Source organism: Gracilibacillus sp. YIM 98692, assembly GCF_010993965.1.
GTDB lineage: Bacteria > Bacillota > Bacilli > Bacillales > Amphibacillaceae > Gracilibacillus.
This window is the reverse complement of record NZ_WIXM01000001.1, coordinates 460,472-478,238: the sequence shown is the minus strand read 5'-3', so window position 1 is coordinate 478,238 and position 17,767 is coordinate 460,472. Positions and strand designations below refer to the sequence as shown.

Here is a 17,767-nt window from a genome sequence, read left to right as displayed (position 1 = left end):
TTTACTGATAGCAAAGAAGAATAAAAGAGGGAGGCTGACGTTTACATCGTGATTAGTTAGTTGCGATTGAACGTCAGCCTCTTTCTTTGCTTTTTTGAATTAGTTCGGGATGAAATCAATAAGGTCCAAAACTCTAGACAGGTTGTATTAAAAACATTAAGTGAAATTAATAATATTTATCCTCAGAGATCAGATCAAAAACAATTAGTGTTACAAATTGTTGGTAGCATTAAGTATTAGGGATTCTCGACCAACTAAAGAAAAACTTGGCTATCCGCCAAGCCTTATGGCGCAGTGCGGTAGCCTAGTTGCTCTTATCTTTCCTAACGTGTAAAAAAGGGGTGCCCGCCTAGGACACCCCTTTTAAATTATTGCTTTACTTTTCTTTTGTTCATAAACAATAAGCATGCACCTGTAACTAGTACTAACAAACCTAGGATTAACCAATTAAATGCATTTGTTGCGGTATCTGGAAGATCACTTCCATCATTTGTTCCTGCATCTGTTCCTGGTTTATCCGTTTGTGATTCATCATCAGTAGATTCAAATACTGTATACGTACTGAAGTGGCTCGTTTCCACTCTAATCTTGCCAGATTCATACTGACCACCTACAGGCTCCCATATTTCCGTATCTGGATTCCAATAGTAAACAGATACATTATCAGGATTATTAACTTGATCAGCATCTACTGTAAATGTCAGTGTAACTGTATGATCACCAAATTCACTAATGATCTTTCCGCCTTGGTTAATGGTGAAGTCATAAACTGCACTCAAGGCGTTTTCCATGTTTTCGATATCGCTCAATTTTTCAAACGAAATCTCAACAGCTTCCTCACCATTTGTTAGCAAGGCTGCTGGAACATTCATCTCAACATCTTGTTTTTGAACATCAATAGTGGCGTTTTTCTGTTTTAACGTGCTCACTTGATCTTTGGTCAATTGAACATTTACCGAAGAATTATGGTTGCTTAGATCCAGTACAATCTGACCATTTTGCTTGATGTTATGAATGTCGTCGTTGTTTACCGTTGCTTCTTGGTTATTTACAACTGGATTCGTAACAACTGTGTCTTGATCAGCTTGACCTGTATTGTTACCATTATTCCCTTGCTTATCCTGATCCGTGTTGCTATCTTCATTCCCTTGCTCATCTTGGTCAGCATTGCTGTCTTCATTCCCTTGCTCATCTTGATCAGCATTGCTATCCTCATTACCTTGCTCACCTTGATCAGTGTTGCTATCCTCATTTTCCTGTTCATCTTGATCTGAGTTGCTATCACCATCTTCATCATCAGGTTGAGTGGTTTCATATTGAGACATAAAGGCATTAAATGTATCCCAAATGTCGCCCCAAAGAATATTGCCATCTTCATCTCTTTGAACATTGGTGATAGATGTTAATGTCTCCACCAGTTCGTCTGTTAGTTGATCGCCAGACTCATTAGAAGTGTTGGAACCATCATACATAAAGTTATGATCCGCATTTAGCCTAGATGGATAGCTGTCTTGGCTTTGGTTTGCTTCTGTATGGAATGAAACAAAGTTGTCAATAGAGAAATCTTCTTCAATATTACTGTAAGTGGTAAAGTTTATGTTTCCTCCACCATTATCAAAACTATAGTTGTTTTCCGCAATGATACCTGGGTTACTATTACTTGTGAAACCAGAGGCACCATTTCCGAATGCTACACTGTTTTTGATAACATGTGGTACATGAATACCTTCTCCACCAAGCTTAAAGCCGTTTTTATCACCAGATCCTACAGTGCCATCCGTTAAAAAGCCGTTATCATAGGCAATACTATTTTCAATCGTAACCGGACCTATTGCACCGGATCCTACCTTCGTATATAGATCCCAACCATCATCAATGTTATTGTGTGCAATTGTTCCATTAAAGACATTTCCTACACCAGTAGTTAGCTTAGCTGCAAAACCATCCGCATTGTTTTCAGAAGGGTCACGGTTATCAAAAGAGATACTATTTAGAATCAGGTTATAAGATGGCCAATCCTCGATATTATCTGAACCATCTGTACGGCTAATTTGAATCCCTGTATCCCCATGTTCATATGCAGCTATATTTTCAATGATATTATGATCGCCGCCAACGGTGTAGCCTTTTGTGTTTCCTGCTGAGCGTGCAAAGTCAATCCCTTTCACATGCCAGTAATTTCCACTGTGTACGACACCTGCTGATTTTTTATCAAAATCTATGACAGGTCTTGTCTCTGCTTCAGGGTCAGCGATTAAATACTTCATCGCATCTTCTGTACCATCATTATATTTCTTAATGTGTAATGGTGAGTTACGTACATATGTCCCTTCTTGTACGATAATGGTTTGTCCTTTTTGCACAAATTCAATCGCAGTATCTAAATCTAGCGGGTTATCCTTTGAACCAGCTCCAGCGCTTGTTCCTTCTGGAGAAACATAGATATTCCCATCCGCATCTGCATATGTTTTATTTGTCACGGTAAAGTTACGAACGATCTTACTATAATCAGTAAGGAATTGCGTATCATCTGGAAGGAATACAATGCTAAAGTTTGTGTCTTGTTCTTCATGAATGCTTGTCGGCAATTCAAATAATTCTCCAGCTGTTACATGAGCTTCCTCGACAATCACTTCCTGTCCTTCCTTCACGGAAATCGTTCCATCTACATTAGATTTTGCCAATAATGTATAATCAGTATCTGACGTTTTATCTAAAGATAAAATATCAAATGAAGGGGAAACAGGTTCTTCCGGTGGTACCACTTTCGGTGCATCTGTTTGTGCAGCACTTACAGTGAAGTCGATATTGCTCACTTCAATGGTTGCTACACGTGCCGTATAGAAGCCGATATATAATTTATCATCTTGTACGTTTAATATTTCAGGCTCAAAAATAATTTCTTCTTCTCCATCATTTAATTGGCCTGTGAAACCACTGTTTGTTTTAGCAAGGGTTAAACGATAGTTGCTTTCCGTATTTTCTGCGGTAGGCTTTTCATTGTTTAGCATTTTTTTTTGAATGCCTTGACTGCCTTCCCCATCAGAAGATACAACACCGGTTCTAGCAAATAATTGTGTACCATTATCATTCTTGGTTCCGCCGCTATATCCACCTACAGCTGCGATATTAGAAGCGAATACGGATGAATCACCATCAGTACCGATGGCATCTCTCGCCATGATCCCAAATGATTCTTGTCCATCATGTGGCGTTTTTGCGTATTCTTTTACTTTAATATCTGCAGATAGCTGGAAGTTATCTTTTTGCGCATCAATTTCTGTATAGTAGAACGTGATACCATCGTGATCACCAGTAATTTTACCAGCACCACCCACAGCGGCAAGTTCCACTGTATTATCGTCTAAAAACGTAATCGTGTTTTTATCATGCGATGTGGACTGTCCAAATCGAATCTCTTTCCACTCATAATCTACTGCATCTCTTACGGTTACTTGGTAAGAAATAGGGGAGATATCCTCATTGTTTGGTTGAATGGTTATGTCGTAAGTCCCTGCAGTAGTAGAATCAAATGCTGATGCATCGACCGTATAGCTAGATTCATCAAGCAATTCTTTATCCCCGCTGTCATACACTTTGGAAACGTCTAGTCCATTATGATTGAACGCTTCACCCACTGTAAAAGTAGTCTGTGGATAGGAAGTTACTTCTAGATTTTGAAGCTCTTTTTCTTTTACATTCACTGTGAGAGTTGCTTCTTCGCCTTTGTAGGAGATCTTTATTTCCTTCTCACCAACAGTAGTAGAATCAAATCCTGTTACGTCGTATTCACCTTTCATTAATTGTACATCATTTGAATCACTGTATGTTGCATAGACAGACATACCGGAAAGGTCTAATTCATCACCTAGGAAGTACGTTTGTTTTGTTGGCTGATTTCGAATGTCAAGACCTGTAATATCAGCGTCTTTTACCTCGACGTTGAATGTGGTTGTTTCTTCCGGTGTTTCCGTTGATGTAACGGTTACCGTTTTTGTGCCTGCATTTTCAAAAACATAGCCATCCTCTTGTAATTCTTGACCAGAAATGGATATCGTATATAAATCATCTGTCAATTCTGCTGTTTTATAACCATTATTATAATCAGCCGTAATCACTAACCCTTGAGAATCAAACGACTCCTCTTTGTAATAGACAGTTTTTGCTGGATAATATTTCACTTGCAATTCTGTAACCGTTAATGGAACAATTTCGACATCGACTGTTGCCGTTATCCCATTATAATTAATGGTAATCGTATTTGTCCCAGCTTCACTGCTGTCAAAGCCGGTAACAATATAATCAGATGGAGAGAGGACCTTCGTGGATCCATCATCATATTCAGCTGTTACTTCCAGACCTGTTACATCTAATTCTTCTCCAATTAAATATTCTGATTTTTCCATGTTACTGTCGTCTACAGATAAACCGTTTACATTCTTAGCAACTTTAATGGAAAAATCACTGAAAGTTACCGTAGCTCCTCTAGCTACAAAAATCCCTGCGTACACTTCATCTGTAAATAAATTTTCAGCACTGATGGATTCACTTTCACCATTAGAGGTAACCACATACGTATCACCTGATTTTTTAATAGTTAGATCGTATACTTCATCTGCAGCAGGTACACTGTTATTGGCAAAAGCATCAAGTTTTTGACGGCTGTCTTGCTTGTAAAAACCTTTCATGACCTTATCAAGCGCACCAACGGATACATATGTAGATTCATGCCCACTTGAATCTCTATGTTCACCAATTTCGTCTCTGAGCATTAATCCAAATGATACTTGGCTATCGCTTCCATCAAAATCATGAACGGTTGCTTTTGTTTTTAGTTCAAAGTTAGCGTTTGCCGGCAGATCCTTGTGCAAGTATGATATACCATCTACAGAACTTGAGATCTTACCACCGTTCGCTTCTATCGTAACGGAATTGTCTGGATGGAAGGTAGGGTCTGGGTTCTTATCATCCCCTGTGTTAGAACCAAATACACTAAAGTCAAGATCACTTAAGTTATGTTGGCCTTCAATGTCTAGTTTGATATCACTAAATGTAACTTCGGTGTTTCTTGATGTGAATAGACCAGCGTAATTGAGATCTTCTGTATGTTCAAGTGTTTTTTCTACTCCATCAATCGTTATGGTATAGAAGTTTGCTGACTTTTGAATACTTAGCTCATATTCTTCACCAACAGCGGGAGCAGGCCCCGTATATAAATCTTCTGGATGCTTAAAATCCTCATCTGCGTACTTATAAAATCCTCTCATTTCCTGTTTGATATTACCTGCAGCAACATAATCCCCAGTAAAACTACTATCGTTTTCATTATCTAGAACATTGCTTCTAAGCATAATACCAAAACCAACCTGGCTGTTTGCGTCCCAGGAATCTACTTTTGCTGTAGCAGAAATCGTATAGTTTGTATCTGTTGGAACTTCTTTGAAATAGTAAGCAATTCCTTCTGAACCACTTTCTATTTTACCTCGGTTATTGATACTTTTTAGCGTAACGGAATCATCATCATTTTCTGTAATCCCAAAGTTTTCTGAGGTGATTTTATTATCACCACCTACATTCCCCATGATGCTGCCTTGCCAATCACTAGAGATGTCGATCATTTCTGCATCTTCCGTGTTTGCTGAAAGTGCCGTGACTTGGATGTTTGATAACAATAATACAAAGATACTTAATATTGCTAGCATACGTTTGTGATTTTTCAAAAAAATGCCTCCTAACTTTTTAATAGGTTTTCAATTATAATAGGTTAAAACCTGATCCCCCTTTCTGAATAGATTTAGGCTATTATTTATGAATAACAACGTTGTTAAAATTAGAACAACATTGTTGCCTAACAATGAGAAACAAATGGATTAGACTTTTTGGATATTTCTTGATGAAGTTTTCTATGACAATGAATAAAGAGAGACTTCTATCAGTGGGGGGTTCACCCCCGCGATGGTTAGCGAAACTTATCAGGGTCCTAGCGTCCGTTATCCTTTACTTATACTTTTTTTATTAATAAAAGTCTTGATGTGAGGGTCTTACGGACGGTTGTTCACCGTGATAAAGTAAATGAAGCATGTTAACTATTTATATTTAGGTAGCAAAACTACTATGCTAATAGATAGGGTTATGAAGACAGTGGAGTTATAACAACGTTGTTATTTTGCAATTAAAAAAAGATATGGAAAGTATGTATGAAAAATTTTGATAAAATAAACTTATATCATCAAAAAATATTGTAAACGCATACAGCAATAATGTCAATACATCATTTACCGAGCGAAGAAAAATCGTAGATAGAAAGTTATATTGTATCCTCATTAGAACCATAATAGATCCTTGTTTGATGGTGTAAATGTAGGAAGAGGGAGGAAGCATTCGAATGTTGTTTCCGTTTCCATGCCAACAGCAACAAACGCATTATCTCCAAAGTATTGGCCAATAAAATTCAGGCGTGACTTTTGTCCATTCATTCAGCCATGATTGGAGGGGTGGCCACTTGTGACAGGTCTGTATGATTTAAGCATCGTTTAATTTTATATTTTGTTTTTTAAATACTTCCATTACCTTTACCATTGCTGTACAAGCTTTAGGAAAACCTGCATATGCCGCACAATGTGTCACTAATTCTACAATTTCTTTTGGTTCCAAACCTACACGTAGTGCAGCATTAATATGAAAATCTAACTGTTCAAATGCTCCTTGTGTAATTAAAGATGAAAGAGTGATTAATTCTCTTTGTTTTAAATCTAATTCTTTTCTAGCGTAAATCTCTCCATAACCAAAAGAGACCATCATTTTTTCAAAATCCGGATAAAAATCACCAAAACTTTTTATGGTATCTATACCTTCTTCATCTGTAATTTTTTTTAGTATATCCATACCTCTTTTATAGTTATCATTTTGATTAGTCATTTTTATCCTCTCCTCATAGTTGGTGGAATTTCATTATTATCGACAATAACCTCAATAACGGATGTTTCATTAATAACTAAAGCTGTATGCAGCGCGTCTGATAATTGATTGGATGTTCTAGCTTTAAATGCTGTTGCACCCATGGATTGAGCATATTGATAGATATCTACTGGTGGATCAAAAGTTGTACCCACTGACTTACCTATATTTACTTTCATCCCTTTATCCACCATATCCAATCCGCTATTATTAAGCACAATAAATATCACGGAAGAATTGGAGCTAACAGCAGTTGATATTTCGGACCCATGCATAAGCAAGCAGCCATCTCCTGTTAAACAGGCAATTTTTTTACTAGGAGATGCTAATTTAGCGCCAATCGAATAACCTATAGCATGCCCCATTGCTCCAAAAACATCATCAAAAAAGAACGTTCCAGGTTTTTTAATATCATAAGATTGAATGGCATAAAAAGTATGGCTGCCATCATCTCCAAAAATGATAGTATCTTCTGGCAGTACCTCATTCATTATTTCAATAGCACTTTTGGAGGACATATAAATGCCATTTTCTATGCCTATCTCGTTCATAGATTTTTCGTGTTTAGCAGATATATAGTTACTACTCTGATTTTCTCTTCTATTTATATTTTCTAATATTATATTAAGATTTGCTTTTATATCACCAGATATGAATAGGGTAGGTACATTAATAGACTTTCCAATAAATGTTTGATCATAATCAAAATGTATAACCTTTTCAGGGTATTGATTTTTTTGCAGTCCAGCCAATGACATATCACTTAACTTACTGCCTATGACTACCATCAAATCTATACCATGTTCTGTGTAATCGTGAGCCTCATCGCGGCCCCCAAGCCCAAACGCTCCTAATGATAAATGATGATTACTAATAAAACTCCCCTTACCACCAGGTGTTGTCATGACAGGTATATCCCAATATTCCGCAACTTGCCTAACTTCTTCATATGCTTTACTGGAGTGAACACCTTTTCCTAAGAATAACACGGGTTTTTGTGCATCATTCAGTAATTCTATAACCTCTTCTAATCTTGTAGATATTACATGTTGGGGTTCTGGTAAATCCATTTCAAAGGGATGGACTTCTTCTATTAATACATCAGCTGGTATTGATAGATGTACGGGGCCTTTTGATCCAGTTAATGCTTTTTCTAATGCATGCTGAAAATACGATTCAACTTGATCTCCTCTTTCAACTCTTGCACTAAACTTAGTCACAGGCTTAAACATTTCAACTATATCCGTTCCAAATGCTGTTGCGTCTTGACTAAGTGCTTTTCCAGTATCTTTTATGGAAGGATGACCAGTTATAATTAAAATGGGAAGGTGAGATGCTTTGGCCTGACCTGCAGCGGTTATAAGATTTGTTCCGCCGGGTCCAGAAGTACCAACAGCAACTCCAATTTTTTGGCTTAATAAAGCAAAACCAGCAGCTTGATAACCGGCACCACACTCATGTTTACTTGTTACAAAGTTAATATCCTGGTCGGTTATTTCTAAAATTAAGGGTACTACTGCCTTGCCAGGAATGCCAAAAACATCAGATATGCCCCATTTTTTGAAATGTTTAGCTAATAGAGTCGCAACCTTCTCCATTATTCCCACTTCTTTCAAAATTAATTTAATAGTTTAAAGCCTTTTTGTATGGTATAAAAATGATCTTCTAACTCTTTAGCAGGTATTGGTTTGCTAAAGTAATAACCTTGTGCATAATCACATTGTTGATTTTTTAAATATTGAAATTGATGACTATCTTCTACTCCCTCAGCTACAACTTTGAGGCCCAATCCTTGTGCCATGGCTATAATGGTTCGAACAATTTGTGCATCATTTCTATCATTAATTATATCACGAACAAAAGCTTTATCAATTTTCAAACAGTTAATAGCAAAACGTTTTAAATAACTTAATGAACTATAACCTGTTCCAAAATCATCCATGCTAATTTGTACACCTATATTTCTTAATTCTCTTAATACCTTTTCCGCATATTTACAGTCCATTGCCATTGATTCGGTTATTTCTAATTCTAAATATTGAGGATCTAATTTCGTTTTTTCCAAGATTTCTTTAATTACTTCCACTAAATTTTGTTTTAGAAATTGTTGAGTAGATAAATTCACGTTAACTTTAAAAGGTGGTAACCCCTTGTCTTGCCATTCTTTATTTTTTCTGCAAGCTTCTTCCAATACCCATTCTCCAATTGGTATAATAAGTCCTGTCTTTTCTGCTATCGATATAAAATCATTCGGCTGTATTATACCTAATTCAGGGTGGTCCCATCTTATCAATGCTTCAAAACTGATAACCTTACCAGCTTTTATATCAAATATGGGCTGGTAATGAAGGATAAACTCATTTTGTTCGACTGCCTTTCGAAGATGAGTTTCTAAAAACAATTCTTTACTAGAATCTTTGTACATATCAGGGTTGTAAACAGTATAACCGTTTCTCCCTTGGGCTTTAGCTTTATACATTGCTGCATCCACCTGCACCATGAAATTTTCGATATCTGTCCCGTCACTTTGATAAAGGGCAATCCCTAAACTAGCTGTTGTATGAAACTGGTTATGATTTATAGTAAAGGGACTTTTGAATTGTTCCACGACTTTATCAGCAACTTTAGTAGCTTCGTTTACTTCATTGATATTTTTAAGCAGGATAATAAACTCATCTCCACTAATTCTCGCAAGCAAATCTCCCGGTTGTATACAATTTTTTACTCTTTCAGAAACTAATTTTAATAATCGATCTCCATTACTATGACCTAGAGTATCATTTATTAATTTAAATCTATCTAAATCAATTAATAAAAGTGCTATATTTTTATTGTTGTTATAGTCATTTAAGAGTTTATTTAATTCATTATGAAAGTATCTCCTATTAGGAAGTCCGGTTAATTCATCATGGAACGCTAAATAATTATATTTTTCTTCTATTAAGTAACGCTCAGTGATGTCACGAAGCTGAGCAAACGCTCCAATTATTTTTGAATTTTTATTGTCATAAATCGGTTGCGCATCAAAAAGGCAAATCCTCATGTCTCCATTATTATTTTCAAATTTCATTTCTACATCTGTAAACTTTTTTTGTTTATTTATCACTTCATGAAAATACTTGCCTGTTATTGGGGATTTATAAATATCCCTGCCTATTATTTCTTCTCTCGTAAATCCTGATAACTTTTCAGCAAACTCATTAAATTCTGTTACGATACCATTAGCATCTGTGATGATAATGGCATTCCTTGTTCTCGTTAGCATCACTTGATTCATAATATTTAATTTTCTATTTTGTTTTCGTAATAATAATTCTCTTTCAATGGAATCAACCACATTCGATAGCATATTTAGGTACAACGGATTTTGTAATTCAATCGTTGTCATTATAGAAATACTGCCTAATAAGTTATCCACATCAGTGTAATGAAAACTTACCCCATAGCAAGCGATGTGTTGTAAATATTTGTGATAATGGTCCGTTCCGATAAGTTGTATGGGATGCCTTTGCTGTAAAGCCAAACTTATCACATTTGTCCCCATATCCTCTTGGGTAAATTGCGCTCCAGGTTTAATACCTAATTGATTTACTGTCGCTTTTATCGTTTTATCTCCTGCTAAATCCAGAACAAACCCATTCTCATCTGAAACAACTAATAGAATAGGTGTTCCTTTTAAGGAGTTTAGTAATTTATTCGAAAAAAAGCTCACAACCTCTAGTATTTCACTATAGGATTCTCTTTTTTCTTCTAATTGGCTATCGGTCATATTAACTGCCGGCCTTAAAATTTCATCAGGGTCCATACCTGATACTTCGCATTGTCGTTTCGATTCTAAGATATATCTTGGTGTTTGAAAAGTACTCATAATGCTTTCCTCCTATATTAAGTATAAACAATTTGCATATGCGCAGTAAACGATTGAACGTTGAATAATTCGGTTATTCATTATATGTTGACCTTTCTACTGTTCCCTTTTTTTAGGACGATAAAACTAGAAGAAATCAATAGACTGTCATAAAAGGATTTCCAACTTTTATGTGTGGAAAAAGTATAATGGTAATCTACTACATATATGAAAATAAAATAATAGAAAATTGAAAAAGGAATAAAGGGGAAATGATAACGAGCCGAGTGAACTATGGAAAATTGCCCTAAAGAAGGTTAGCCAAGTGACAAATACGGCAAGTTTTATCACGTGGTTTGGAAAAACGGATGGTATTTATGGTTGATAGAAGAGGAAATGTATAGTAGAATTAAAAAACACAGTTAACGGAATCGTTTGCACAAAAGAAGAAAGGGGGGATCTAATATATTGAGATAGATTCTTTATTTTTTTACCAATTGATGCAAACGATTTCATTTGTGTGAATTAGTTAAAGGAGGAGAACACTCAAATGAAAAAGCATATTAATTGTAAGTTGTCCATTTTCATGGTTCTAATTATGCTTCTCAGTCTATGGATTCCACATATTCCAGTTCAAAATACCTTTGCAAAAGATTCATCGAATACGAACGAATCTTTTGAAACCACTGACACAAGTGAACGTTCAGTCCGTTTTACCTATATTCGTGATGATGAAACATATGATGGCTGGAACATTTGGGCTTGGAATACAGGGGTGAAGGATGATCAGATAGATTTTGATCTATATGAAGATGGTAAAGCAGTAGCCAACATTGCTGTTGCGCCTGAAACGGATGAATTTGGGTTTGTTTTACGTAGTACAGAAGACTGGGATACTGCAGAAAAAGAGTTTGGTGACCGCTTTATTCAAGTGAACAAGAACGACTCACTAACAAAGGCCTATATTACAAGCGGGGAAGAAGAAATAAGAATAGTACCAGATGGATCGGCCCCAATAATTGATCAAGGAGACGCAACCTTCTTTTATCGTGATAAAGAACTTTTTAGAAGTAATGAGATGGATACTATTGATAAAGTAGAATTAAAATTTAATGGTGAAACACATGAAATGACCTATGAGCCAGAAAATGAAAGGTTCGTAGTTACGTATCAAAATATTCCAAATGGGGAAAATCCATACACATATCTTGTTACTAAAGATGGAGTAACGACAGAGGAAAATGACCCCTACAATACAGTCGATGGTACTTCGATCATTGATTTTCAAAAAGCTGATTTGACTGTTAATGGTTCTATATCACCAACAGAGATTGACTATAATGAAAACGCTGTCCTTACTGTTAATATTGAAGGACTGACAAAAGGCTTAAATGTATCAAAAATTTATGCAGATATTTCTTCATTAGGTGGATCAGATAAGCTAGCAATTGACCCAGCATTAAAAGAAGTTACGATTGCAGTCGATCATGATGTAACAGCTGGAACAAAGGTGATTCCTTTAACCGTAGTAGATTCATATGGTAACTATTATGAAGGAACGACACAGGTAAATGTAAAAACGAGACAGTCAGTTGAAGAATCTGACTTTGATTGGGATGAATCTATTATTTACTTTATGTTAACCGATAGATTCTTTGATGGGGATGCATCTAATAATGATCCGTATAGCCTTGACTACAATACAGATTTGCGTGGTACATACCAAGGTGGAGATTTTAAAGGGATCACTGAAAAATTAGATTACTTAGATAGTCTCGGTGTGAACACAATTTGGATTAGTCCGATTGTGGAAAATATTAAATATGATGTACGTTACAATGCCAATGATGGTGTGGAAGGACAGCCATATTATGCGAACCATGGCTATTGGGCTAGTAACTTTAGTAAGCTGAATCCACATTTTGGATCAATGAATGATTTTCATAATCTAATAGATGCTGCACATGAACGTGGCATTAAAATTATGGTCGATGTTGTATTAAATCATACTGGATATGGGTTGAAAGAAATTGATGGAGAGGTTCCAGTTGAAGAGCAGCCAGCTGGGTATCCAACTAATGCGGAGCGCAGTCAATTCAGTGATATGCTTCGTCAAGGTGATAATGTCGGTACGGATGAAGTCGTTGGTGAGTTAGCGGGACTACCAGATTTTAAAACCGAGGATCCTTCCGTTCGTGAACAGATTATCGAGTGGCAAACAGATTGGATTGAAAAAGCTACAACACCTAGTGGAAACACAATTGACTACTTCCGTGTAGACACAGTAAAACACGTAGAAAATACAACATGGATGGCATTTAAAAATGCCATTACGGAGAAAATGCCGGAACATAAGATGATTGGTGAAGCATGGGGTGCAAGTGAGGACAATGACTATGGATACTTGGAATCCGGTATGATGGACTCCCTTCTTGATTTCGGTTTTAAAGATATTGCCCAATCTTTCGTCAAAGGTGATGTAACAGGAGCACATAATGAATTAGGTGCTCGTAACGACTCCATTGACAACACAGCGACATTAGGTCAGTTTCTTGGAAGTCATGATGAAGAAGGATTCTTACATTCACTTGGTGGAGATGAAGGTAAACTGAAAGTAGCAGCGTCTCTTCAAGCAACAGCCAAAGGTCAACCGGTTATTTATTATGGAGAAGAGCTTGGACAAAGTGGAGCAAATAATTATCCATATTATGATAATAGATATGACCTAGCTTGGGATCAAGTAGAAGGCAATGATGTTTTAGAACACTATAAGAAAATTTTTAACTTTAGAAAAACACATGCTGAAATTTTTGCTAAAGGGGACAGAACTACTGTAGGTGGATCTAATAGCTCTAAATTCTTAGTGTTTGCTCGTGAATTTAAAAATAAAGCTGCTTATGTAGGTTTAAACGTTTCCAAGGAAGCGAGGGATCTTACACTTTCTGTTGATTCCGCAGATGCAGTTGTTACAGATCATTATTCCGGTAACACTTATCAAGCAACAGAAACAGGAGAAGTTACTTTATCCGTTCCGTCTAACGCTGAGGGTGGTACGGTATTGTTAACAGTAGAAGGTGGTACAATCACTGATGTTATTTCAAGTGGGGATAGCGATGAAGTAGATCCTATTCCAGATAACAACATTCGTATCCACTATCAACGTACAGATGGAGATTATGAAAACTATGGTGCATGGCTTTGGAACGATGTGGAATCACCATCAGCTAACTGGCCTGAAGGTGCTGCCATGTTTGAAAAAACAGATAGCTATGGCGCTTACATTGATGTCCCTCTTGCAGAAGGAGCAAAAAACATTGGATTTCTTGTCATGGATGTGACCGAGGGTGATGCTGGTAAAGACGGTGGGGACAAAGGATTTACCATTACTTCCCCGGAGATAAATGAAATTTGGATTAAACAAGGTTCAGATAAGGTATTCACTTACGAACCTGTTGATTTACCAGAAGACACAGTACGTATTCACTATGTTCGTGATAATGCGGACTATGAAAATTTTGGTGTTTGGAATTGGGGCGATGTGGAAGCTCCATCAGAGAATTGGCCAACAGGAGCTACAGATTTCACAGGTGCAGACCGCTATGGTGCTTATGCAGATATTAAGCTAACCGAAGATGCAAAAGAAATCGGTTTTATTGTCCTTGATGAAAGCAAAGGAGATGCTGGTAAGGAAGGAGAAAATAAAACATTCAACTTACTAGATAAATATAATCGCTTATGGGTGCGGCAAGGGGATGATACTGTGTACGTTTCTCCTTATTGGGACGTTGCTACTGGTATTACATCTGGAGAGGTTATATCTGAAGATACCATTCTATTAAACTTCACGATGACAGATGGTTTAAATGTCGATGATCTGACATCTAGTCTAGATATTAGAGGTGTAGATGGATCAGATATTACAGTAGATAGTGCTGAGATTACTGGAGATGAAACAGCGAAAGTAACAGCTTCATTTGATTTGGATCAACTACCTTTATCAATTACCTATGAAGGCAGAACAGTCTCGGCAGATTCAAGCTGGAAATTAATTGATGACATATATGGTTATGAAGGAAATGATTTAGGGGCAACTTACAACAATGGTGATGCTGCTTTAAAGCTTTGGGCTCCAAAAGCAAGTGAGGTAGTAGCGAACTTTTATGATAAAGAAGATGCAGCTACACCAATTGGTAGTGCAGCATTAACGTTAGAGGAAGATGGTGTTTGGTCGAAAGAGATCGCTGCAAGTGACTTGGGTGTGTCTGACCTGGAAGGATATTATTATCAATATGAAGTAACCAATGATGGCGTAACGAAAAATGTATTAGATCCTTACGCGAAATCAATGGCAGCCTTCACGGTTGATACAAAAGGTACCCCTGGCCCTGATGGTGATAACGTTGGTAAAGCGGCTATCGTAGATTTAAGTGACACAGATCCTGAAGGGTTTAGTCATGCATCGATTGATGGTTATGAAAAGCGTGAAGACGCAGTGATTTACGAAGTTCACATTCGTGACTTTACGTCTGATCCTTCCATAGAAGACGATTTAAACGCGAGATGGGGTTCTTATAAGAGCTTTATCGATAAGCTGGATTATATCAAATCGCTAGGAGTTACGCACGTTCAATTACTACCGGTAATGGCATGGTATTATGGCGATGAAACAAAAATGGACGAAAGAGAGCTTGATTATTCTGCGAATGGGAATAAATACAACTGGGGTTATGATCCGCACAGTTACTTCTCACCAGATGGTGCTTATTCAGAAGATGTTGCGGATGCAGCGTTACGCGTAAAAGAAACGAAAGAATTGATTGATGCAATCCATGATGCTGGCATGGGTGTTGTTCTGGATGTTGTGTATACTCATACAGCTCAAACAAGCATATTAAATGACATTGTGCCAAATTATTATGCATTTCAAGATGATGATGGCAACTTTCTTGGAGGTTTTGGAAACAATCTTGCTACAAACCGTAAAATGGCAGAAAAGCTTATGGTTGATTCTGTGGAATATTGGTTTGACGAATATAAAATTGATGGCATGCGTTTTGACATGATGGGGGATGCGACCTATCCTTCGATCCAAAATGCATATGAAGCAGCCGCTGCTATTAATCCTGATGCCTTATTTATTGGAGAAGGTTGGAGAACATTTGCAGGTCACTTGGATGATCCATCCCTTGAAGGAATGGGAGCAGACCAAGACTGGATGGATAAAACCGATGATGTTGGTGTTTTTTCAGACGAATTGCGTAATGAATTAAAATCTGGCTTTGGTTCAGAAGGTGAGCCACGCTTTATTACAGGTGGTGCGAGAAAGATTGAGACCATCTTAAATAACATCAAAGGTCAACCGTCGAACACACCTGCAGATGACCCCGGCGATATGGTTCCATACATTGCAGCACATGATAATTTACCTTTATATGATGTGATTGCACAATCCATTCAAAAGGATCCATCTATACCGGAAAATGACTTGGAAATCCATAAAAGAATACGTATTGGGAACGCGCTTGTCTTGACTTCACAAGGTACAGCATTTATTCATGCAGGGCAAGAATATGGTAGAACGAAGCAATGGAAGGCGGAAGGAGTACCTGAACAAAAATATCATGAGTTAACAGGTGAGAATGGTGATCCATTTAAATATCCATATTTTGTTCCTGATTCGTATGATTCTTCCGATGCAATTAACATGTTTGAATGGGACAAAGTAACAGACGAAACAGCTTATCCTGTTAATAATTTAACGCAGGAATATACACAAGGTTTAATTGAATTAAGAAGGTCAACAAATGCCTTCCGTCTTGGGAGCATGGATGAGGTGGACCAACACGTTACATTGGTGGATGCACCTGAGGTTAAGGAAGAAGACTTACTCATTGGTTACAAAAATGAATCAACGGACGGTACAGGAACCTATTACGTATTCGTAAATGCTGATACAAAGGGAAGAACGATCTCATTAACAGAAAATTTAGCTACGAACACGGTTGTTGTAGATGATGATGAAGCTGGCGTGGAAGCAGTTAATGAAAGATCTGGTTTCGTATTATCAGCAAATTCAATAAAAATTGATCCGTTAACCACAATAGTTATCAAAGATAGTGGAGAAACTCCGGCGGATCCGAATGATAGAGATCCGGCCAATGGGAAAAATCCAACAGATGGAGACACTCCTGATGATGGGGAAGGACCGACTAACGGTGAAGACAAGTCTGATGGAAAAAATCCGAATGATCCAGGAAACAAAGATGAAAAAGAAGTAACGAAGAAAGAAGTAAAAGCTAAAGTAAAAGATGGAAAAGTAAGCCTTTCTCCCGATGATCTGAAGGGAATAAAAAAAAATGGAAGGTTACACGTTGACTTCGAAAAAGTGGAAAATGTCATTTTTTCTCTATCAAATGAACAAGTAGTTTTGATGAAAGAACAAAGCATTACATTAGAACTTAAAAACCATGAAGTGATTGTCAACATTCCACCAGTTAATTTACCAGCTGGAGATGGATCTGTTCATATCAAACGGATGAAGGATAATGAATCAGCCAAAAGTGCTGTCTATGATTTTACAGTAATGTCAGATGGTGAACGAATTCATACGTTTACGGAAGAAATGACCCTTTCGTTTAAAGTTTCTAATGATCTAGAACATCCAGAACAAGCAAAAGTGTATTATTATAATGAAGCAACACAGATATGGGAATTGATTGGTGGTACTTATAAAGAAGATGACATAGTTACGGCAGCCACAAACCATTTTAGTACGTTTACAGTATTTGAAAAAACATTTAATGAAGATGAAGCAAAAGATATAGAATCACCTGAATTACCAGACACGGCTACTGATACCTATCAATTATTATTAGTTGGAGTTGTAATTCTTATTTTAGGCCTAGGTTTTTATGTTTTTACTAGGAGGAGATACCAATTCAATAAGTAATGAGGTTTTAACTA

At 36.9% G+C, this 17,767-nt stretch carries 5 protein-coding genes; 1 reads left to right on the top strand and 4 read right to left on the bottom strand.

Features of this window, described 5'->3' with window-relative positions:
- Positions 1 to 368: 368 nt before the first annotated feature.
- From GHD00_RS01985 to GHD00_RS01970, 4 genes are all read right to left on the bottom strand, one after another.
- Positions 369 to 5,720 carry a bacterial Ig-like domain-containing protein gene (locus tag GHD00_RS01985; protein WP_240468565.1) on the bottom strand — a complete coding sequence of 1,784 codons (5,352 nt, stop codon included), beginning with the start codon at positions 5,718 to 5,720 and terminating at the stop codon, positions 369 to 371.
- Between the two features lie 802 nt (positions 5,721 to 6,522).
- Positions 6,523 to 6,918 (bottom strand): carboxymuconolactone decarboxylase family protein, encoded by a 396-nt coding sequence (locus GHD00_RS01980; protein ID WP_163536401.1) that lies wholly within the window; start codon positions 6,916 to 6,918, stop codon positions 6,523 to 6,525.
- 2 nt (positions 6,919 to 6,920) lie between these two features.
- Entirely contained in the window at positions 6,921 to 8,555 is a 1,635-nt protein-coding gene (locus tag GHD00_RS01975; protein ID WP_163536400.1) for a thiamine pyrophosphate-binding protein, read from the bottom strand.
- 20 nt (positions 8,556 to 8,575) lie between these two features.
- Positions 8,576 to 10,825, bottom strand: a complete 2,250-nt coding sequence (locus GHD00_RS01970) for an EAL domain-containing protein (protein ID WP_163536399.1) — start codon at positions 10,823 to 10,825, stop codon at positions 8,576 to 8,578.
- Positions 10,826 to 11,354: 529 nt separating this feature from the next.
- Between GHD00_RS01970 and GHD00_RS01965 the strand changes: the two genes are divergently transcribed.
- Complete coding sequence (locus GHD00_RS01965; RefSeq protein WP_205600696.1) at positions 11,355 to 17,753, top strand: pullulanase; 6,399 nt, start codon at positions 11,355 to 11,357, stop codon at positions 17,751 to 17,753.
- Positions 17,754 to 17,767: the final 14 nt, after the last annotated feature.